Annotated in this window: 23 protein-coding genes; 15 read left to right on the top strand and 8 right to left on the bottom strand. The window is 63.1% G+C overall.

The annotated features are described in order from the left end of the window. Positions 1 to 41: 41 nt before the first annotated feature. The 7 genes from ACFTE1_RS20665 to ACFTE1_RS20635 form a co-directional block, all read right to left on the bottom strand. Positions 42 to 1,043: an ArdC family protein gene (locus ACFTE1_RS20665; RefSeq protein ID WP_380617801.1), complete on the bottom strand. Its 1,002-nt coding sequence runs from the start codon at positions 1,041 to 1,043 to the stop codon at positions 42 to 44. A gap of 52 nt (positions 1,044 to 1,095) precedes the next feature. Next, positions 1,096 to 1,533, bottom strand: a complete 438-nt coding sequence (locus ACFTE1_RS20660; RefSeq protein ID WP_380617802.1) for a hypothetical protein — start codon at positions 1,531 to 1,533, stop codon at positions 1,096 to 1,098. Between the two features lie 93 nt (positions 1,534 to 1,626). After that, positions 1,627 to 2,001, bottom strand: coding sequence for a hypothetical protein (locus tag ACFTE1_RS20655; protein WP_380617803.1), 375 nt, complete (start codon positions 1,999 to 2,001; stop codon positions 1,627 to 1,629). Next, positions 1,998 to 2,477 carry a hypothetical protein gene (locus ACFTE1_RS20650; RefSeq protein WP_380617804.1) on the bottom strand — a complete coding sequence of 160 codons (480 nt, stop codon included), beginning with the start codon at positions 2,475 to 2,477 and terminating at the stop codon, positions 1,998 to 2,000. The genes ACFTE1_RS20655 and ACFTE1_RS20650 overlap by 4 nt, the downstream gene beginning before the upstream one ends. A gap of 113 nt (positions 2,478 to 2,590) precedes the next feature. After that, positions 2,591 to 3,007, bottom strand: coding sequence for a hypothetical protein (locus ACFTE1_RS20645; RefSeq protein ID WP_380617805.1), 417 nt, complete (start codon positions 3,005 to 3,007; stop codon positions 2,591 to 2,593). Positions 3,008 to 3,174: 167 nt separating this feature from the next. Beyond that, positions 3,175 to 3,885, bottom strand: a complete 711-nt coding sequence (locus ACFTE1_RS20640) for a hypothetical protein (protein WP_380617806.1) — start codon at positions 3,883 to 3,885, stop codon at positions 3,175 to 3,177. 616 nt (positions 3,886 to 4,501) lie between these two features. After that, a complete protein-coding gene (locus ACFTE1_RS20635; protein ID WP_380617807.1) occupies positions 4,502 to 5,470 on the bottom strand; it encodes a hypothetical protein in 969 nt (322 codons plus the stop codon). A gap of 1,179 nt (positions 5,471 to 6,649) precedes the next feature. On the opposite strand from ACFTE1_RS20635, the gene ACFTE1_RS20630 reads away from it, so the two are divergent. The 3 genes from ACFTE1_RS20630 (at position 6,650) to ACFTE1_RS20620 (ending at position 9,795) form a co-directional block, all read left to right on the top strand. Further along, positions 6,650 to 7,645 (top strand): DNA cytosine methyltransferase, encoded by a 996-nt coding sequence (locus ACFTE1_RS20630; protein ID WP_380617808.1) that lies wholly within the window; start codon positions 6,650 to 6,652, stop codon positions 7,643 to 7,645. A gap of 5 nt (positions 7,646 to 7,650) precedes the next feature. Beyond that, positions 7,651 to 8,082 carry a phage terminase small subunit gene (locus ACFTE1_RS20625; protein ID WP_380617809.1) on the top strand — a complete coding sequence of 144 codons (432 nt, stop codon included), beginning with the start codon at positions 7,651 to 7,653 and terminating at the stop codon, positions 8,080 to 8,082. Between the two features lie 360 nt (positions 8,083 to 8,442). Further along, positions 8,443 to 9,795 carry a terminase gene (locus ACFTE1_RS20620; RefSeq protein WP_380617810.1) on the top strand — a complete coding sequence of 451 codons (1,353 nt, stop codon included), beginning with the start codon at positions 8,443 to 8,445 and terminating at the stop codon, positions 9,793 to 9,795. On the opposite strand, the gene ACFTE1_RS20615 is transcribed toward ACFTE1_RS20620, so the two are convergent. Further along, positions 9,777 to 11,015: a hypothetical protein gene (locus ACFTE1_RS20615; protein WP_380617811.1), complete on the bottom strand. Its 1,239-nt coding sequence runs from the start codon at positions 11,013 to 11,015 to the stop codon at positions 9,777 to 9,779. The genes ACFTE1_RS20620 and ACFTE1_RS20615 overlap by 19 nt on opposite strands. A 74-nt stretch (positions 11,016 to 11,089) precedes the next feature. Between ACFTE1_RS20615 and ACFTE1_RS20610 the strand changes: the two genes are divergently transcribed. From ACFTE1_RS20610 to ACFTE1_RS20555, 12 genes are all read left to right on the top strand, one after another. Further along, a complete protein-coding gene (locus ACFTE1_RS20610) occupies positions 11,090 to 12,514 on the top strand; it encodes a phage portal protein (RefSeq protein ID WP_380617812.1) in 1,425 nt (474 codons plus the stop codon). After that, complete coding sequence (locus tag ACFTE1_RS20605) at positions 12,483 to 13,484, top strand: VG15 protein (protein WP_380617813.1); 1,002 nt, start codon at positions 12,483 to 12,485, stop codon at positions 13,482 to 13,484. The genes ACFTE1_RS20610 and ACFTE1_RS20605 overlap by 32 nt, the downstream gene beginning before the upstream one ends. A gap of 97 nt (positions 13,485 to 13,581) precedes the next feature. Next, positions 13,582 to 14,826 (top strand): glycosyl hydrolase family 18 protein, encoded by a 1,245-nt coding sequence (locus ACFTE1_RS20600; RefSeq protein ID WP_380617814.1) that lies wholly within the window; start codon positions 13,582 to 13,584, stop codon positions 14,824 to 14,826. A 108-nt stretch (positions 14,827 to 14,934) separates the two neighbouring features. Beyond that, a complete protein-coding gene (locus tag ACFTE1_RS20595) occupies positions 14,935 to 15,435 on the top strand; it encodes a hypothetical protein (protein WP_380617815.1) in 501 nt (166 codons plus the stop codon). 48 nt (positions 15,436 to 15,483) lie between these two features. Further along, entirely contained in the window at positions 15,484 to 16,605 is a 1,122-nt protein-coding gene (locus ACFTE1_RS20590; protein WP_380617816.1) for a hypothetical protein, read from the top strand. Then, positions 16,559 to 17,014, top strand: coding sequence for a hypothetical protein (locus ACFTE1_RS20585; RefSeq protein WP_380617817.1), 456 nt, complete (start codon positions 16,559 to 16,561; stop codon positions 17,012 to 17,014). The genes ACFTE1_RS20590 and ACFTE1_RS20585 overlap by 47 nt, the downstream gene beginning before the upstream one ends. Positions 17,015 to 17,024: 10 nt before the next feature. Then, positions 17,025 to 17,366, top strand: a complete 342-nt coding sequence (locus ACFTE1_RS20580) for a phage head-tail adapter protein (protein ID WP_380617818.1) — start codon at positions 17,025 to 17,027, stop codon at positions 17,364 to 17,366. After that, positions 17,359 to 17,769, top strand: a complete 411-nt coding sequence (locus ACFTE1_RS20575; RefSeq protein WP_380617819.1) for a DUF5403 family protein — start codon at positions 17,359 to 17,361, stop codon at positions 17,767 to 17,769. Before ACFTE1_RS20580 ends, ACFTE1_RS20575 begins: the two co-directional genes overlap by 8 nt. After that, on the top strand, positions 17,754 to 18,260 hold the full coding sequence (locus ACFTE1_RS20570; protein ID WP_380617820.1) for a hypothetical protein: 507 nt from the start codon (positions 17,754 to 17,756) through the stop codon (positions 18,258 to 18,260). Before ACFTE1_RS20575 ends, ACFTE1_RS20570 begins: the two co-directional genes overlap by 16 nt. A gap of 107 nt (positions 18,261 to 18,367) precedes the next feature. Then, positions 18,368 to 19,231 carry a phage tail tube protein gene (locus tag ACFTE1_RS20565; RefSeq protein ID WP_380617821.1) on the top strand — a complete coding sequence of 288 codons (864 nt, stop codon included), beginning with the start codon at positions 18,368 to 18,370 and terminating at the stop codon, positions 19,229 to 19,231. An 8-nt stretch (positions 19,232 to 19,239) separates the two neighbouring features. After that, a complete protein-coding gene (locus ACFTE1_RS20560; protein ID WP_380617822.1) occupies positions 19,240 to 19,581 on the top strand; it encodes a phage tail assembly protein in 342 nt (113 codons plus the stop codon). 62 nt (positions 19,582 to 19,643) lie between these two features. Beyond that, positions 19,644 to 19,943, top strand: coding sequence for a hypothetical protein (locus ACFTE1_RS20555; RefSeq protein WP_380617823.1), 300 nt, complete (start codon positions 19,644 to 19,646; stop codon positions 19,941 to 19,943). Positions 19,944 to 19,952: the final 9 nt, after the last annotated feature.

Below are 19,952 nucleotides of genomic sequence, written 5' to 3'. Positions count from 1 at the left end.
GAGGGTGGCCGCCTTCCCCCACCATCAACGGGCCTAGGGTTCTATCCCCAGACCGCGGACATGTCGAACAGGGTCGGTTGCGGCTTCGACTCCGTCGGCGCCTCGCCGGTTGCTTTCTTCTCCTTGGCGTCGTCGAGCTCGGCTCGTGCCGCCCGCATCCGTTCCCACGACTGGGCCGCGAGCCGCGTAGCAAGTGCCGACAGCATGCCTAGTAGCACCTCATAGCGGTCATTGGTCGAGTCGATATCGTTCGCGACGGTCACTGTTTCGACGGCCTCGTCAACCGTGGTGACGTCTCCGATTTCCTCGGCCGGCGCACGGTCGACCGTCCAGCCGGCGCGGTCGATGTAGGAAATGAGGGTGTCCAGGGGTGAGGCCGGCAGCGCCAACGGCTCCCGCTTCCCACCGTCCTTTTCATTCTTAGCCTTGCCCACCGGCTCAGTGTCCGCGATGTCGAACCACTTCGGGACGATGCGGAACGACCGCCGTTCCTGCTCGGAGGTCTCACCAGTCTTCAAGTCGGTCACGGTGACCGTTTCGATAACCGGCATCGTCAGCGCGTAGGCCTTCGAGCCCTTGACCACTCGCCGCCCCAACGCCGCCCACTGTTTGAACGTGTAAAGCGCGCGCGGCTTCGTGCCGCGGGCCTCGGCCTGTCCAAGGATCATGGAGAGGTTGCCCAGGGAGAACCGGCGAAGGTCGCCGCATTCGGTGACCATGTCCACCACGGTTGACCAGGCATCATCGGAGTTGAGGAACTCGGATACCTGGTCTTGCACCTCGGTTTCCTTGGCGCGCTTTTCGTTCTTCCAATCCTCGATTTTCTGCACCAACCGCGCACGTTGGGCCTTGGCGTTCTCTCGCTCGCCCTCGGAAGTCGCTTCGTTCTCGATGATCGCGTCCAGACGGGCTATGTCCTCCTTCCACGATGGCTTACGCGCCTTCTTCGTCTTCCCGCCGGCTGGGCGGGTCTTCGCAACGGAGTACTTACGGGGCTTGGTTGCAGTAGCCATATCGATATCCTTGCTATCAGTGATGCGCATGAATTGATGTAATAGGGCGGGGCGGACCCTTGTCCGCCCCGCTGGGGCCCGACTAAGCCGGGTCGTTGAGGAACTTGACCGTCCGGGGTCCCTCGAGGCCGGGACCGTCCGCCGCAGCGATCAACCGCAGCGCGTGCGATACACAGAACTCGAACATGGCCGGAGAGACGGCTTTACGCGCCCACTTGAGCGCCTCGCCGCCCTGTTCGTAAGCCTTCGCGATGTTCGCGTATCGGTTCAGGTGGAGCGCGGCGACGCCTTCGGCCGACACCGGTTCAGTCATATGGTCGTTAGCGACCCGGAGCCCTGTCCCGTCCTGAAAGACGGTCACCCACCACCACGCGCCACCCGCGGGCGCAACATCGTGGCGGTACTCGACTTGCCGGGGGCGCATCGCACGCACCCCGATCTGAATCGGGACCTTGTCGCCGCCGTGGCTCGGGACCTCCCAGAGCCAACGCGGCGAGGTAATCACCTCATGATCTGGCATAATCAACCTGCCAATTCTGCAAATTTCGTTGTTGTTCAGATTTGGTTTTCCGGTGTCGGGCGGGTGGCACCCCGCCCGACACCCTCGGACTATTCAGTTATTCGCCGTAGCAATCCCGGTCAGGATCGCCACGCCGGCCACGACCGCGGACGACGTGGCCAGGTCAAGGGACCGCAGCCACCATGGATCTACCGGCTTCGACCGCGCCAACGCGGCCGCGGTCCGCATGACCGCACGCTCACCCGACGACACCGGCAGCGAACCAGCCACCCGCGCCGCCTTGCTCCAGTCGGCACGCCATAGACCCGTTTTCGGGTCCAAGCTCGCCCACCGCTCGAGCGCGTCATCAGCGAACCAGCGGCGCCCGGCTGGGCAATCCAGCACGGCGGCCGCGGCGAGCCAACCATGGTCACCGTGTGCGCCTTCACGAACATCAGCGAGCACGTCAGCCTGTACGTCACCAGTCACGACGTCACCCCCACGTCACCCGCGGCGGCACAGCCGCAGTGCTCCGCGTGGAGCTCACGCCAATGTGCCGCCCAGCGGGCCGGAACGTCAGCGTTCGCGTTGACGAACAGGCCGGCCGCGTCAGGACCCGTAGAGAACTGCACGGCAGGACCACCGTTCTCCGTCCAGACGTCACGTAGCGACTCGAACCGCTCCACAACGTCAGCCGGTTCCGGCCCGGTCTCGTCGTCCACCAACGAACCGGGAACCGCGAGCCACACAAACCCGCTATAGACATGCTTCGGGCGAAACTGCCCGTCTTCGATCACGAACGCGGCTGGCGGAGTGTCGCACCAGTACCAGAGCGCCGAGCACTCCGACCGCAGCGACATCACCGATACCCGACGGGCACGTTCGACCGCCTCCCAATAGGCGTTCAGATCCATCGCAATGTGAACCCCGTCCGGGGTCTGATTAACAGTGAAAACGTTGTCCACTCTGGGACCTCCTCAGATCTCCGAGAACGGCCCCGGCAACACGCCCGGGCCGCTGCCATGTAGGCACGACCAGCCCACCCGCTTACGCGGGCGGACCAGTCAACCCCACACGGCTAGGCGGAGAACAGGGCGAACCGTTCCCGGTTCGCCTCGAGGAACTCGCGTTGCGGCTCGTCGTACTGGTTACAGATCCGCTCCGAACACTCACCCTCACAAGCGCCGCCGGCGACATGCTCGCCATCGGCGCTCAGGAAGGTCGCGAGCGTCCGCACCATCTCCTCATGCGTCGCCGGCATCGCGCCAGACCGCAAGTCATCGCCAGTGATGACCCACTCGGGAGACTTGTCCGTATCGATCAGGACCGCATACGCCCAGGTCTGACCGGCGTAGGCCTTACCGACCGTCCCGCCACCAAAAGCGGATACAGCGATCCGGACACGCGGCTCACCCTCAGCGAACTCGGGAACGTCGGCCCAATAGATCTCTTCGGGGAGCTCCTGCGGACACTCGGGTATCGTTGGGTCTTGCACAATAAAAACCTTTCGTGGGTATTTGTGCAGGTCGCGGGGAGGCTCCAACCCTCTCCGCGACCACCTCCGCAGCTCGCGGAAGCACGAGCGCGCCGGCGAGGCCGACTCACTCAAGCTCACACGAACGAAGGCGACCGGGGCGGCCGACTGGCCGCCCCGCCCAACCCTTACGGCAAGGCGTCAACCTCAGCAACCATGCGCGCTACACGCGCCGCGACCGCCTCGAGACCATGCCAAGCTCCCGAAGAAGCGCCCTCCTGAATCCAATAACACTCAACATGCTTTGAGTGCAGGTCAAACCACTTGTCTAGGCTCACCTCGAGGACGTCCATAGCGTCGAAAACCTCTAGAACGTCGTCCAGGTAAAGCCGATCGCTAGACTCGGGAATCTTCCCGAACTCTGAGAGAATCAACGTCCTAAACGCCTCACGTCCGAACTCCTCCCAGCACTCACGCCGAGTCTCGTCCTCGAGACGCGATAGATACTCGTCATCGTGTAGCGGGTAGTCAGACCCGCTGGTGATGACCTCGGCGAGCTCGACCGGTATCGACCTGGTCAAGTTCACCCGGAGGTCCCCCTCACGGTCGTCGCTCAAGGCGACATAATCACCGAACTTGTCCGCGACCCAGCGAGCATTCGCCCGCTCCGCCGCACCCTGCGGGACGCCATCGCCCCACGAGTGCACCAGCAACGAGTAATCCAACAAGTCGACCTCGCCGGCGTTCTCACCGTCGAGCGCCTCCAACAGCTTTTCGATCGCGCGTGTACTGAGGTACCCGCACGACCACGATCCGAGGTACTGCGGCCCCCACAAGTGGGCCTCGTCGCCCAGCTCGCGGACGACATCGATAACCGGTACCATGGTGGATTGATTCATCTTGGGATCCTTCCCGTTTGGGGGAGCCCGGATCGCTAGGGGTCGCGTGCTGCTACACGCGGCCCCTGTCCGCGTCCGCCTGCCCGAAGGCCGGCGGTCCAAGCTCCCTTGGCTTCACTCACTCTGTTCTGTTCTCAAACAACACGGGTCGGTTCGTCTCCCCTCACCCCGGCCGGTCACCCGTCCTAGTCGGTTCGGTTCGCCTTGCGTCCCTTGAGCTCTGGGTGACTGTGTCGCCCTCGGCTTCTATATCCACAATGTCGAGCAATTCAGGGAGTGTCAAGACTCGAGCGAAAAAATTTGAAATAGTTCCGTTGCCGCAGATCAAAAGACAATTCGAGATGGGCCTTGCGGGATCAGATTTGATGCGCTACAATCGAATCAGCTTCAAAAAAGCTAAGCAGAATCATCGGAGAATCAGGAGGTACACTTAGGACAGAGATAGGGATCCCCTTAGGGCGCCGCGAGGCAGCGGCAGGGGAGATCAGAACCCAAAGAAACACCTGATCAGAGCCCAGATCTGACCCGCATGGGGGCATGACCCCGGCGGGATTCTTTTATGCACCGCCAGTAGCTAGCAGAACAGGTTTTGCCACGGTTTTAAGCCGATCAAGGTCTACCTTTCTGATTGCCGGTCTTTCCGAATCATCCGAAGGGACCTCTTAAATGATTTTGAAAGAAACGTCGACAGCGAAGACGAAGTAGAATTCGGCAACCATTGTGTCAATCCAACGAGAGAATCAACCTGCTCTAGTCTTGCAGAAAGAGTGCGCGTCATCGCGATCTCTTCGGAAGTAATGAAGACGAAGGGCCTCTGGGGAAACGTCCTTTGCCATCGCCGGGACTTCCCCCAAACCCAAGTGTTCGGGATGCTCCCACCGTCAGCATGCTTAGCGAGAACGGAAAGCATCGTGCCATTCGCATCGAAAATGATCAGATTCGGCAGTAGACGGCCGACCGAGAACATCGAGTGTGGCGTGGTCTCCACCTCGTAACCAAGATCCTGAATTGCCAGGCGAAGTTGCGACTCCCAAAGGTACGGGTCGACTCTGCGACGTTCGTGATCGGGAAGAATCTGCTGGATTTTCGTGATGTACTTTGCGGCGACCTCTGGGCTGTCTTCGGCTGCTGATCGTTCAGCATCCTCAACCACTTTCGCCGTCAACTGTCGCTCGAAGTCCACTGCGTGCTCGCCACTTCGCAGCGCCGCGATCGGCGTCCCCTGAAGGCCGACTAGAACGAGGACTGCTCCAACGAGAACGATAGCGACGGTGCCGGCCTGGTTGTCCGAAGTCAGGACGCCGATGGACCCCACAACCGCGGCAGCAACGCCCAGGACGACGGATAGACTGCGAGCCCACCATGGCAGAATCTCGTCTGGGCGCCTTTCGGGTCGACCGTTTCGGCTGGGGCGAAAGGGGTTTCTCATGGTTATGATCGTACTGGTCCGCAGCGACGAGGAGAGACTCCAGCACAGGACAACGAGAACGTTGACGAAGACTGAATCCGCCAGCAAATCGTCGCTGCGGTAGCTGCGAGCCAGCGCGGTGTCGCCGCCCAATTGGGCGGCGACACCGGCGTTCACGATCTCGCTTTCGAGAACCCTTGCCCTACAAATTAATGTGATCTACAACTCGATTACTTGACAGACGTCGATCCTGATTTATAATCGAGCGTTAGCGAGTAGAACACGAACGCGATCTGGAGCTACGCGCCGAACGACCGCCCCCTATGGGGCGGTCAGTGAGGGCGCCGAGCACGAGAACGAGTTACGTGTTGGATAGCCGTGAGCGTTAACGTTATTGTCTGCCGTTCCGGTCTTGTTCGGTTCTGGCCCCTGGTCTTCCTGTCGTTGGGGAGCTCGCCGTCTTCGTTGTCCCACTTCGTGGGAAGTTTCAAACTATTTTCCGAGTCTGGTATGTCCGGTTTGATCGCTGATGGAGCCTAGTGATCGCTCATGCGATGACGGTCGACACTTTTCGTTCCGTTGCAACCGATTCCAGACTTGACATCGTGTTTTATACTGGAAGTAGGAGTAGAAAACGCGGCTCCACTACCGTTCCCCCATCCTCCGCTGTCGTTGACCGTCTCCGGTCGCCATCCTGATCTAGCCCTGTTTCGCTGCCGCCGTTGGCGCTCAGTTGCGTTGCCTGGAGGTGATCGCCATAGCTTGGGAAACTTCGAATCGCCGCGATCGCCTTCCGGCGAACTGGCGGCCGGTCGTTCGCCCGCTCGTACTTGCTCGTGACGGATCCCGCTGTCAGGTACCGGTGGCCGGCCGCCCGTGCGGCCGGCATGCCTCCGATGTAGACCACATCCGACCCGGAGACGATCACTCGCTCGACAACCTTCGCGCGGTCTGCCGTTGGCATCACGCCCGCAAAAGCGGATCCGAAGGCGGACGAGCGGCAGCGGCTCGCCGCCGCGCCCACGCCGCCCGGTTCCGCCGCAGCGATCCCCACCCCGGCCGAATCAGCTAAGACCCACACGACTTCCCCTCTCGGCTCGGTTTCTGAACCCCCGTCCCCGATCCTGTCGGGTTACCGAGCCTGGCCGGTTCGCGACGCCGCACCCCTCGCCCCTTGGTGCCCCTCGCTCGCCGCGAACCGGCCCCCACTTCTCCCGCTGGTTGCAGACAGCGGGTGCTCATAACTGAATACGGAACCCCTCGAGGCACCCCGGCAGGGGTGCTGGTGAACAACTGAATATTGACCCCTCAAACCGCGATGGTGAATCAGAAGCACGACCATGTTGGAGGTGGATCATGCGGATTGGTTCACTGTTCTCGGGAACGGGCGGTCTCGACCTTGGCGTCGAGGCCGCCCTTGGGGCGTCCGTGGCGTGGTTCGTGGAGAACGACCCCGCCGCCCGCGCTGTCCTCACCTCCCGGTTCCCAGCGAAGACACCCTTGTATACCGATGTCCGCCACGTTGACTGGACCGGTATCGAGTCGGTTGACGTCCTGACGGGCGGATTCCCCTGCCAAGACGTCTCCTCGCTGGGCGCCGGTGCCGGGCTCCGGCCCGGGACACGCTCGGGCTTGTGGGCCTCGTTCGCTCACGCGATCCGTGCGCTGTCCCCGTCCTTTGTTGTCGTTGAGAACGTCCGGAGGCTGTTGAATGCGACTGGAACCCACCCTGGAACGACACCCCGAGACGGGGACGTGGGAGAGCACCATGGGCGAGGCTCGGCGTTCGGGATCGTCCTCGCTGACTTGGACGACTTGGGGTATGACGCGCAATGGATGTGCGTTCGCGCCGCCGACATCGGCGCTCCCCATAACCGTGACAGGGTCTTCATCCTTGGCTCTCGCCGGGGAGCTGACGTCTCGTCGGCTGTTGCCCACGCCGGTGACTGGCTCCGGCGACACCACGAATCCGCGAGCCTGGCTGGACGCACAGCAGTCGAGGACCTCACGGGCCGGTCGGGTTCTCCCACTGGGTATCGCGGTGCTCGCCGCGCTCGATGGCTTGGACCTTACGAGCCCGCCATCCGACTCTGGGAACACGTAATCGGACGGTCTTGCCCTGAACCGGACACAGAGGGCCGGGCTGGTCGACGGCTGTCGGCTCGGTTTGTTGAATGGATGCTTGGCTTCCCCTCCGGTCACGTCACCCGCGTTCCGGACCTGTCACGCCGAGAGGCTTTCCGTCTGCTTGGCAACAGCGTTGTTCCACTTCAATCGTCGTACGCAGTGGCGGCCCTCGCTGGCCTCGCCACCATCCAACCCCGTACCGTTTCGAACTCGTCTGGGAGGTGATCACCATGGGAGAACGTGGACCTGTCCCGTCCCGGGACACTGACCTGGCTCGTCCCCGCAGCCGTAAAGGCGCGAGCGAGACCGCAGCAACCAAGGCCGAAGGGCTTCCGTCGTTCGTTCCGGACCCGGATCCGGACTGGCATCCGATCGCTCGCATGCTCTGGGACTCCCTCCCCGACTCCGGACAATCCCGCTTCTACCAGCAATCGGACTGGGCTTTTGCCTACTCGATCTGCGACGACATCTCCCACTTCAAGCGCACGAAGAAGCGCAGTGGCCAGATGTTGACCGCGATCTACTCCGCTATGTCCTCCCTCCTGGTCACCGAAGGCGACCGGCGTAGGGTCCGCATCGAGCTCGAGACTGACGAAGACGACACCGCCGATACGGCGGTCATCGCGATCGAAGACTACAAGCGACGCCTCAAGGTCGCTTGACCTCGTGAAAGAGGACCTCCCGCATCGCGGAGAGAGGGGGTGATGCCACATCCCACCCCTCACCCCCGACACTCCGCGCTTTCCCGACCCGGTCTATATCGGCCCCACCTGGCAAACCCGCCCCGATGGCTCCTGGATCCTCCCTGAGAAAACCCTCGGCTGGCAAGTTGCCGGCTGGTGCTCCGAGTACCTCTTGGCCGACAACGGCGGCCCCTGGACGTTCACCGACGAGCAACTCCGGTTCCTGCTGCACTGGTTCGCCGTCGACGACGCCGGCCGGTTCGTCCACCGCCGCGGAGTCCTGCAACGTTTGAAGGGCTGGGGCTTACCGGCAAAGACCCCCTCGCCGCAGTTCTGTCGATGGTCGAGTTCGTCGGCCCCTCCCGTGTCATCGGCTGGCACGACGGCCAACCCGTCGGCGGCCCACACCCGCGCGCGTGGGTGCAGATCGCAGCCGTAAGCAGGGACCAGACCCGCAACACCATGACCCTCTTCCCCGGCCTCCTCAGCAACAAGGTGATCGACCGCTACGGCATCAAACCCGGGATCGAGCTCCTCCGTGCCGACTCAGGGAAGAAACGACTCGAGGCCGTCACCTCCTCCTACCGCGCGCTCGAGGGCGGGCGCACGACGTTTGCCCTGCTCAACGAAACGCATCACTGGATCAGTGGGAACGCCGGCGACAAGATGTATGAGACCGTCGACGGCAACTCCACCAAAACCTCCTCCCGCTACCTCGCAATCACCAACGCCTTCCTTCCCGGAGAGCAATCGGTCGCCGAGCAGATGCGCGAAGCCCACGACCTCATCGCCGAAGGTCGGGCCGTGGAGGACGGCACGCTCTACGACTCCGTCGAAGCCGACCCCCGCACACCGCTGACCCCGGAAGCGCTCCGTGAGGTGATTCCGAAGATCCGCGGGGACGCCGAATGGCTCGACGTCGAGGCGATCATCCGATCCGTTGTGGACACAACGATCTCGCCGGCCAGGAGCCGGCGCATGTGGCTGAACCAGATCGTCGCCGACGACGAAGCGGTCTACAGCCCCGCCGACTGGGCGGCGATCGAAGTCGACGCCACGCTAGAGCCAGACGATGCGATCGTGATCGGCTTCGATGGCGGCCGCGCCGACGACGCCACCGGGCTCGTCGCCATCCGCGTCCGTGACCGGTGTGCGTTCACCCTCGAGCTCTGGCAGGCCCCCGAGGGGCCGGCCGGGGAAGGCTGGACAGTCGACCGCGACGCCGTCGACACCGCGGTGGGTGCGGCGTTCGAGACGTTCGACGTCCAGGCAATGTACTGCGACGTGGCCCTCTGGGAGTCCTACATCGACACGTGGGCTCACCAGTACGGAGGGAAGGCCGCGGTGAAGGCCTCCCCGAAGCATCCGTTTGCGTGGGACATGCGCGCCAGCCAGAAGCGGAACACGATCGCGCATGAGCGGCTCGTCCGCGCCGTCCTCGACAGAAAGCTCTCCTACGACGGCGACCGCGCCCTGCGGCGTCACGCGCTCAACGCGCGGCGCCGCGTCAACGCCTGGGGCATGTCCTTCGGCAAGGAAGCCCGGGGCAGCCGCAGAAAGGTCGACCTCTACGCTGCCTTGATGCTCGCTCATGAAGCTTGGACAGACTTGTCTCTCCGTTCGATCAGTCAGCACGACCGGATAGGAACGGTTTACTTCGTCTTATGCTACTTTCAGAAAAAGAACTTGTAGATAGGATCTCCAACCTTATCCCAGACTACTCTCAAGGATTCAGCGCCCTTTGCCGCATGGCTCAAGGCAGAGACTGAAGCCCTCAAAAGGCCTTGACGTCGCTTTTCCGGAGCCAATTGTGCTGATTCCGCAAGAAGAGACACATTATCGACAAGTTCAGCGCGGTTCTCATCTGACAAAGTCCTGTCCTCTGCTATGGCCTTTTGAAGAGAAGTGAGCGCATCAGCTATAGCTTGGTTACCAGCATGCTCGACACCTTTGATTGTCGAGTTGAGAGTGGTCAACTGTGCGGCGATCTGACTGCCATAGAACTTGTTGTCTCGGATATGCATGACTACGGGATAAGTCTCTTGAGTTCCCGTCGTTTCGTTAAATTCCACCATTCGATTCCTAAGGCCCTGAAGGTATTCGTGCGCTGGCTTGAGAAACCTGAGAGCCAACTCGTGACTCTTTTCGATGAACGGACTGGAAACCCAAGGCATCGATCGAGTTATTCGATCAAATTCACCCACGACATCAATAGTTTTGAACTGCAAAAGTGTTTCCCGGGTGGAGCTTCTCCAGTGAAGTGCCTCTACATATGGAGGATCGCCATCGTCTTCTGAGTATTTACGACCATTCTCTTCATAGAGAATCTGGGAAATGTTGAGCGCAGCGCCAATTTGGGTTTCAAGATCTCTGATAATCAGTCCAGGAGTGACATGATCTTTAAGTTCTGGGTATCTGGGCATGTTGACCGCCCAAGGAATGGAGACTAGTGGTTTAGAGGGTTCCCAATTGTAGTATGCTTCTGCAAGCCTGATAAGGCCACGGCATACTGACGATATCGCAAGTCGGTGTAGTTCAATTGAAGTATCCCTTTTTGCTTCCGGTGGCTCTGCATTTACTATCTCGGGCACCATAGTCCGGAGGTTTAGGCTCACGACTTCGAGAACATCGTCTACCCGGATGCGACTATCCTCAATCCATTGCATCCAAATCTGATCAAATTCAATATGCTGTCCCTCCAGAAACTGAAGAGCAGACAAGAACTCTGATTTTTGCGAGCAGTTCAATCTGGGGCAGTCGCACATTAGGAAACCGTGAATTTCATTTAGAGACTCGACTCGTTCGTAATGTCTCATTGCCGATTCTATTGTCTCAATTCGGTTTGACTGAACCCAATTGCAAGCAACTCTATTTGACTCAACAACTACATCATTGGTGCTAATGTTCAGCATCTTCGGGTTCCTTGGTAGACCAGGCTGATCAATGTGCATTAACTACCGTACACCGATCGCCCTGTGGAGGCATAATGAGTCCTGCTCCGGACTTTGCGAAGGCACTGTTGGAAGTATTGCACAAAGATATTGACGTACTCGATCATATTGACAGCTACCTCCACGGTGACCACGCCGACCCCTATATGCCGGCGAACGCTGATGACGAGTACCGGCTCCTCGCGAAGCGGGCGGTGTCGAACTGGTGCCCGTTGTTGGTGTCGACGCCGGCGCAGGCGATGTTCGTGGATTCGGTGCGCCGTGGGGACTCGAATGCGGAGTTTGAGCAGGATTTGTGGACGCACTGGCAGGCTTCGCGGTTGGATGCCCGTCAGTTGGCGGTGCATCGCTCCGCCCTGGCTTATGGGCACAGCTTCACCGTCACCGAGAAGCGCCGGGGCCGGTGGATCACCCGTGGCCTGTCGCCGCTGACGACCACGGCGATCTTCGACGACCCGGCCGCCGACGACGAACCCGCCGCTGCCCTTCATGTCATCACCTGGCCCTCGGAGGGCACGAAGCCCTCCCGTGGCACGGCGGTGATGTGGGACCGCCGACACCGCTACGACATCACGTTCAATTCCCTGTCGGATCCCAAGAGTGCCACCATCACCGGCAAGCGATCCCATGGTCTGCCCGAGTGCCCGGTCACCCGGTTCGCATCGACCGTCGACCTCGACGGCCGTACCACCGGCGTCCTCGCCCCAGTGATCCCTTTGCAGGACAGGATTAACCAGACGATCTTCGACTTGCTCGTGGCTCAGACCTATTCGTCGACGCAGGTCCGGTTCGCCACAGGCATGGCCCCTCCGATCAAGCGCGACCCCGAGACCGGCAAGCCGATCCTAGACCAGTCGGGCAACGAAATCCCCCTGCCAATCAATCACAATGCCCGCCGCTTCCTCTTCGCACCGGACCCGGACAGCAAATTCGGCAGTCTCCCGCCCTCACCGTTGGACGGCCTAATCAACGCCGTTGAGCTCGGCGTCCGCCACCTCTCCGCGGTCGCCCAAACGCCCCCGCACTATCTCCTCGGCCAGCTCGTGAACCTGTCTGGTGAGGCGCTTATGGCCGCGGAGACGTCGCTGTTGCGCAAGGTCACTGAGTTCCAGAACGCTTTTGGCGAGTCCTGGGAACGCGCGTTCCGGCTGGCGGCGATCGGTATGGGGCTCGAAGGCGCCGACGATGCGGACTTTTCCCTCGAGGTGCTGTGGCGGGACATGGAGATGCGTTCCCTCGCTCAATCGGCCGACGGGCTCGGCAAGCTCGCCGAATCGCTCGAGATCCCCCGACGTGGCCTGTGGACGAGGGTTCCTGGCGTGACGGATCAGGAGATTCAGTACTGGGAGAGCCTCGCCGCCGACTCTGACATGGAGAAGCGCCTCGCTTCCTTGGCCTTCGATCCGCTCGATGATGGGGGTGACGCTCGTGGCGACGCCCCCGCATCGACCGAGCCGTGAAGCCCTCGCTGAAGCCGACTGGGCTACCGAGGCCTTCCGGGCGGCGCTCATGACGCTGGGCGCTCGGGCGTTCCTTGGCGCGACCCACGTGTGGCGCGGCGTCGATGGAACGTTCGGGTCGGCGGCTCAGCGGTTGTGGGCGCGGCAGGTCGCCGTGATTATCGGCAACGCCGGCACCATCGCCCTACGGCTCGCGATCGCCTACATACAGCTCCTCCGGGCTCTCTTGACCGGCCGGACGATCATGGTCGAACGCTGGCCCGACCGGTCGGTCACCCTCGGGCAGCTGCGCGACCGGTTCGCTTCCCTGAGCGGAGGGCGCCGCTACGCGGCGCCCGACCGAGAACCCGACGGCACGTCGATCAGCCTCGACCGGATTGAAGAGATCGACCAGGCCATGCGCGACCGCCGCGAGGCCCACTGGCGACAGATCCGCGCCGCACTCGACCGCATCGACGCGGAGTCGGAAGCCGCCGAGCGCGCGAGTGCTGCAGAAGTGGAACGGATCGTGTTGAATGACGGCCGCGGGGCGATCGAGGACGTCGTCAAACGCGACGACCTCGCCCAAGGCTGGGTGAGATTGTCCAGGTCGGGCACGCCGTGTTCGTTCTGCGCCATGCTCATCTCCCGCGCCGACGCCTACAACTCGGAACAGGCCGCCGGCTTTGTGGTGAGCCCGAAAGCCAACAGGAACGTCGGGGAGCTGTACCACAACAACTGCGACTGCTACGCCGTTCCCGTCTACCACCGCGCCCAACTGGACTCGGCCCGGTTCGATCATGTCCGCCACTACCAGGCTATGTGGAGCGAGGTCCTCGACGGGCTCCGCTACACCGACAAGCCCTTGGTGTGGCGGTGGTTCGTTGACGCCACCCGTGACGCCGACCCGAGCGATGCCCGCGCCGCCTGGCGGAAATTCCTTGCGAATAACCCGAAGAAGCGCGAGAAGCTCAACAAACTCCGGGCATGACTTCGCTGTCGACCTGCCTTGTCTGCAGTCGCGGCGGCACTGGCCCGCCACCTCCCGGCGGGCGTCCCCTGTGAAACACAATCGAATAGGAGAATTCGTGGCTGACAAGTGCGAGAAGCTGCTGAATCTGCTGCGCGCGTTCGCTGAGTGCATCTGCGAGTGCGACGAGAAGCCCACTGACCCGGACCCGACCGACCCCGAGGATCCCGAAGACCCGGACCCGACCGATCCGGAAGACCCTGAAGACCCGGAGGGGCCGTCGACGCGGCTGACCGGTTTCTACCACGCCAGCTTCACGAACGAGGCCGGCGCGATGCGCCTGGCCGATGTCACTGATGAGTGGGAGACGGTCAACATCGCCTTCGCCGTGTGCCCGGGCGATGATGGCACGATCGTGTTCGAGCGCGATGACGCCGTGGTCCGCATTGAGTCGGACGAGGAATTCGCTGCTGCGGTCAAGGCTCACCAGGACCGCGGCGCGAAGGTGCTGCTGTCGCTTGGTGGTGAGCGCGGCATCGTCCGCCTCCGCTCTGAGGCCGACCGCGACCGGTTCGTCTCCTCTATCAAGAACCTGGTCGAGACCTGGGGTTTCGACGGGATTGACCTCGACTTCGAGGGATCTCTTTACCTCAACCGGTCGGACAAGGACTTCGAGAACCCCACGACCCCGGTGATCGTGAACCTCATTGCGGCCCTGCGACAGCTCGTCGAGGACCTCGGTGAGGACTTTACGATCACGATGACGCCGGAGGTCCGCAGCGTGCAGGCTGCGATCGAGGAGTACGGCGCCTCCGGTGAGGAGGACGACCAGATGCGCGGCGCTTACCTGCCGGTCATCCACGCCCTGCGCGACATCATCTCGCAGGTCAACGTCCAGCACTACAACACCGACATGATCACCGATGCCGAAGGCAACGAGTACGCCGCCGGCACCGCCGACTTCCACGTCGCCCTCGTGGATCTGCTGATCCAGGGTTTCCCCGTCGGCACCACCGGACAGACCTTCCCAGGTCTGGACGTCTCGCAGGTCGGTATCGCCCTGCCGGCGACCGCTGACGCGGCCTATTCCGGGTTCACCGAGTCCGCGACTATGGTTCAGGCTCTCGACGTGCTCACCGGCAAGGCCGACCCCGCCGAGGACGGCTACGTGCCGGCCGCGGCGTATGAGGATCTCGCCGGTCTGACGGCCTGGTCGGTCAACTGGAACCGGAAGGCCGACGGCGAGTTCACCCAGGCCTACGGGTCGTACTTCTCCGAGGACGGCACGACCGACCCGGTCGACCCCGAGGACCCGGAAGAGCCAGAGGAGCCGGGCGAGCCTGAGCCCGAGCCGCGCCTCTAACCCCACCCCCTGAATCCCTGCTGGTTGGGGCAGACCCTATTCTGCCCCAACCACTCCCTGTGCGCTCCCCAGGCGGGAGCCGTCATCTCATCCCAGGAGGACCGAGCCATGACCGACCCCAAACCCACTCCCACATCTGACGAGACAGAACCGACCCTGGCGGCCCCTTCCCCCGAGGCCAGCACTGATGCTCCCGCCACCTCCTCTGATCCGGTTGAACCGGTCGGTGATGGAGAGCTTCCGGCATGGGCTCGTACTGAACTGGACCGCGCCCGCCGCGAGGCCGCGAACTACCGCAGCCGCCTTCGCCAGACTGAAGAGTCGCTGACCGAGAACAAGAAGTCCCTCGAGGACCTCGAGAAGTCCCGTGCCGGGCTCGAGGTGGACCTGGCCCGTGCCCAGGTGGCCGGCCGCCACGCCCTCCCCGACGAGCTCGCCGCGCTTCTCACCGCGACCAGTGTCGACGAGCTCGAGAAGCAGGCCGAGACCCTCGCGAAATACACCTCGGGTACGGCGACGGCTCCGACCGGCGGTCTCGACCCCTCGGCTTCGAACGACGAGTCCGATCCGGTGGCGATCGCCAAGCAGATTCGCGCCGAACGGTACTGAACCGGGCACGACTGTTCTGTCTCCCTTCACTTATAGGAGGGAACCCCCTTGCCTACCCAACCCCATCAAATCGTCAAGCCGGAGAAATTGGCCCAGGCCGCGGCCGTGCTCCTCGAACAGTCCCTTGTCGTCCCCAATGTGTTCAACAAGCAGGGCGTCGAGGAGTTCAAGGGCGCCAAGAACGACTCGATCAACATCCGCGTCCCCGGCATCCTCCCTTACCGCACCTACGGGTGGCGCAACGACCGTTCCGAGCCGGTGAAGTTCGACGAGCTCCACGAGCGGGTCTTGACCGTCGCCTTCGGAGACGACATCTACAGCGCCGTGAAGCTCACCGACGAGCAGTCCGACTTCGACCTCATCCAGTGGACCAAGCTCTTGGACCGGCAGGTCGATGCGATCCGCCGTGGCCTTGAGGTCAAGGCGATTGATTACGCCACGGCGGCCCCGTACTCCATCACCCTCGGCGTCGATTCTTCCAAGCTGCGTGAGGGCCTGGTGCAGGCCAGGGCGCTCATGCGTCAGCTCCACACCCCCGACGGTCGCAAGACCCTCCTCGTTGGTGTCGACTGGGAGACGGCCCTGCTCACTGATGAGAAGCTCAACCTCGCCCAGAACGTGGGCGACGCCGAAGCCGTCTCGGCGCTGCGCACCGCGACCATTGGCGCCCGGTTCGGGTTCAACATCGTCGTCGCCCCGGAGCTGCCGCCGAACATGGCGATCGCCCTGGTTGACTCCGCGTTCGTCTTCGCGACCGGAGCACCCTACATCCCCCAAAGCGTGCCTTTCGGCGCCAGTGCCTCCCACAACGGAGTCTCGCTGCGATGGCTGCGCGACTACGATTCGGCCTACCTCCAGGACAGGTCCATTGTGAACACCTATCAGGGGTACCGGCACGTCTCCGACGTCCTCGTGGGGATCGACCAGGACAACCGTCAGGGCTACGTGGGCGAGCACGAGCATTTCGTGCGCGCCATCAAGTTGGTTCTCGACGGCGACTCCTCCCTCCCCGACCCCAACGGTGGCCGTCCGGACGAGGGCTTCAGCCCTGAACAGGATGCGGAGCTGGCGGCGATCACCGGCATCAAGGCCGGCGAGCCCGCAAGCGAGAGTGGTGGTGCTAGTGACGCAACCTCTGGCCGAGCTCGACGACGTTCGAGCACGTCTTGACGCCGACCTCGACGAGGTCACCGAACCATTGGCGGCCTCCGCTTTGGCGGAGGCCTCCGACCTCGCCCGCGAATACGGCCGCGACTGGGTCGACGCTGATCGCTGTCCGCGGCTCGTGCGGGGGCTCGTCGCACGAGCCACGGCACGGTTCGTCCGCAATCCCGACGGATATGCCCGTTCGAGGAGCGGGGATGAGTCGGTGGAGTGGGCCGAGGGCGCCGCCGGCGACGGCGGCGTCTTCTACACCGAACCCGAAATCCGGCTCATCCGCTCCCTCGCCGGACGTTCCGACATCCACTCTGTCGAGGTCATTGCTTGGGGAACCCGGCAGACCGACCGCACCGGCTACATCCCTGTCGAGGACGGTAAGCCGTTCCCCTACTTCGCTGATGAGTCCGAACCCTGGTGAGGAGGCAGTCATGTCGTATCAACGTCGCCGCGGTGACGTGATCACGTTCTGGCCCATGGTCGACCAGGTCAACGCCCGCGGCCATACCGTCCGCATCCCCGACAAGACGAACCCGGTGACATTCCGGGGGCATGTCACGTCGGAACGGTCGGCCGACATGGAAGTCCCCGGCCAAGGCCACATCCGCGTCGCCCAAGTAACCATCGCCCGACCCGTACCCGGCATCAACACCGGCACCCGCTTGCAGTGGGCCGGCGAGGAATGGGACGTCGTCGCACCGCCAGCCCGCCACGGCGGGCCACGGGCCACGGCGCATTGGTCCATGATCATCAGGGAGAGAACCGGTGTCTGAACCCGAACTCTACAAAGCCATCGGCGGCAAAAAGCTCGAGAAGTACATCGCCTACCTCCCCGGCGTCGGCGAGGCCATGGACTCCCACGTTTTCGAAGCCAAAGCTAGGGCTGACGCCGAGCTGGTCGAACACCGTTTCCAGGGCCACGCCCGCGTCTTCACGAAGAAAGCCAAGCTCGACCGCTACCTGGTGCTTGATGACTCCCGCGGCCTCGACGCCGCGATGTCCATCGAATTCGGCCGCAAGGAGTCTCGCGACCCCGAGACTGGGGAGGTCCTCATTACCGAGATGGAGGGCCTGTTCATTCTCCACAAAGCCATGGGTCTGGCGCGGCCGGACAAGAGGCGCGGCAAGGTCGACGTCGATCCGGACGTGGTCAAAGAGAAGTGGCGGAGGCGGTGATGTACATGTCCGGCCTGCCCAAAGAGGTCTACCAAATGGCCCAGTTCTCGCCCATCGAGGACGTCGTCCTGCCGCTGCTGCGAGAGGCATTGCCGTGGCTGGAGGTCGTCTCCCAGATGACCTTCGCCCAGTCGCTCCCGCTCATCATCGCGCGCCGCACCTACTCCGGCGCCGAAGGTGGTGACCCCCGATTCATCGACGCCGGCGACTTGGTCGTCCATACCCTCGCTGAAGGCCCCGACGGGGACGCCGACGCCGCGGTCCTTGCCGAGGCCGCCCGTATCGCGCTGTTCGATGCCTGGCGAGAGAACAAGCAGGTCCCTGGTAGGGGCTATTTGACGCGCGTGGAAGTGCGGACGCCGCCCCGCAGGGCGGCGGACTGGATCACCCCGCAAGGCCCTGTCCAATACGCCGACCTTCCCGAACTGACCTGGCGATACGAGGCGACCTACAGCATCAGTGTCCGCCGCCCCCGCCACCGGCGCCCCTAACTCGAATCCCCAGCCCTCACCATCCCCCTGAACACCATCTCTCCGCGCCTTCCTTCTCCCTGCGCTGAACACCCTCCCCCTCATACAACTTCATAGGAGTCCCCCTTATGGCTCTGCGCGACGACGCGACCCTGGTCGTCTCCGGCGGGCACATGTACACCGCCCCCGTGGGCACCGAAGCCCCTGCCGATTTCCTATCCCCCTTGTCCCCATGGGAAGAGCTTGGCCACACCAGCCTCGAGGAGATCCTCGGCTGGGAAGTCGAAGGTGGCGAAGCCACCGTACTCAGCACCTTGCAGAACAAGTCCCTTCGCACCGTTTACTCCGCTCGTACCGAGTCGCTCCCGGTCATCCTGCAGCAGTGGGACGAGGAGAGCGTCCGACTCTACATCGGACGCAATTCCGAGCGACTCCCTAACGGCATGCTCACCAACCCCATGGAACCCCAGCCGACCGAGAGAGCGTTTCTGTGCGTCCTGATCGACGGCGATGCGTACTTCGCGATCTGGGCGCCCAAAGCCGAGATCTTCCGCTCCGACGCTCCCGACTTCGGCGGCGGTGAGAGCCTCGCCGGTCTCCCGATTGCGATCAAACCGATGGGCTACGAATCCAACAAGTGGACCCTCGCCGTCACCCCACTGGGACAGTCGCGGCCGCAGGCCGAACAGGCCATTACCGGAACGCCTGGCTATTTCGCCCCCACCGGATCGACCGCGCCGGCCAGCCTCGACGAGCTGACCGCCTGGGCGGTCGCGGCCACCCCACAGGATCCGTGGAACCTCGGCGAGTACGTCGAGCTCGGCGACGCCACAGAGGCCCACTGGGACGGATACACCTGGAAAGCCGGCAAGGCGCCCGACCCCAACGACACTGAGCCCGAACCGGAACCCGAACCGGAACCCGAGCCCGAGCCGGAGCCTGAACCCGATCCGGAGTCGCAGCCCGACTCCGACCCGTTGCGAACTGAATAGGAGCCCCCATGGCCGAGCATTCCCTCGATGACATCCGCGCCGCCGCCGAAGCAAAGTACGGGTCCATGACCATAGCGGTCGGATCCAGCACCGTCGAGTTGCGCAATCCCCTCCGTCTGTCGAAGACGAAACGGAGCCACCTGACCGATATCCAGGAGCGCATGGGGGAGGAGGACGCCGATCAGGAGAGCCTCATGACCGACGCGATCCGACTCATCGCCGCCACCGAGGCCCAGGCCGACATGCTCCTGGCCGAAGTCGCCGGCGACCTCGCCGTCCTCGCGATGGTCTTCGAACGGTACGTGGAGGGAGCCCAGGTCCCGGAAGCCTCGCCCTCGCCGAACTCGTAGACGAGTACGGCGAGGCTCTTTACGTTGACCTCCTCCGCCTCTACGGGATCGACCTCACCGGCGTGATCGCCGGGGCTGGGCCGGCGCCGCGGCTGGTGTTGGAGCTGGTGCGGTGGCTGCCGGACACCGCGGCGGTCTATGCCGCCGATGCCGGCGGCCGGGAACACTACGGCTGGGGCGTCGACCGGCACATGAGAGCGGATCTCTTCGACGCGATCCAGAATTTGACGCGCGCGGCCGGTCAGTGGCGCAAGAAGCCGCCGAAGCTCCCGAAGTGGCCGCGTCCGAAACCTCCGAAGCGCCAGAAGAAGCAGGGCAAGACGTCCTTGCAGGAGTTGCACCAGCGCCTGAGCGGACTGTGAAACGGGTGG

Source organism: Salininema proteolyticum (assembly GCF_042685645.1).
In the GTDB taxonomy this organism is placed as follows: Bacteria; Actinomycetota; Actinomycetes; order Mycobacteriales; family Micromonosporaceae; genus Salininema; species Salininema proteolyticum.
This window is presented reverse-complemented; position numbering and strand designations above follow the sequence as displayed.

Coding starts and splice junctions, on each gene's coding strand:
- ACFTE1_RS20615 (WP_380617811.1), bottom strand. CDS start 11,015: ATGCTGAACATTAGCACCAATGATGTAGTTGTTGAGTCAAATAGAGTT.
- ACFTE1_RS20660 (WP_380617802.1), bottom strand. CDS start 1,533: ATGCCAGATCATGAGGTGATTACCTCGCCGCGTTGGCTCTGGGAGGTC.
- ACFTE1_RS20580 (WP_380617818.1), top strand. CDS start 17,025: ATGTCGTATCAACGTCGCCGCGGTGACGTGATCACGTTCTGGCCCATG.
- ACFTE1_RS20560 (WP_380617822.1), top strand. CDS start 19,240: ATGGCCGAGCATTCCCTCGATGACATCCGCGCCGCCGCCGAAGCAAAG.
- ACFTE1_RS20630 (WP_380617808.1), top strand. CDS start 6,650: ATGCGGATTGGTTCACTGTTCTCGGGAACGGGCGGTCTCGACCTTGGC.
- ACFTE1_RS20665 (WP_380617801.1), bottom strand. CDS start 1,043: ATGCGCATCACTGATAGCAAGGATATCGATATGGCTACTGCAACCAAG.
- ACFTE1_RS20610 (WP_380617812.1), top strand. CDS start 11,090: ATGAGTCCTGCTCCGGACTTTGCGAAGGCACTGTTGGAAGTATTGCAC.
- ACFTE1_RS20595 (WP_380617815.1), top strand. CDS start 14,935: ATGACCGACCCCAAACCCACTCCCACATCTGACGAGACAGAACCGACC.
- ACFTE1_RS20640 (WP_380617806.1), bottom strand. CDS start 3,885: ATGAATCAATCCACCATGGTACCGGTTATCGATGTCGTCCGCGAGCTG.
- ACFTE1_RS20565 (WP_380617821.1), top strand. CDS start 18,368: ATGGCTCTGCGCGACGACGCGACCCTGGTCGTCTCCGGCGGGCACATG.
- ACFTE1_RS20625 (WP_380617809.1), top strand. CDS start 7,651: ATGGGAGAACGTGGACCTGTCCCGTCCCGGGACACTGACCTGGCTCGT.
- ACFTE1_RS20620 (WP_380617810.1), top strand. CDS start 8,443: ATGGTCGAGTTCGTCGGCCCCTCCCGTGTCATCGGCTGGCACGACGGC.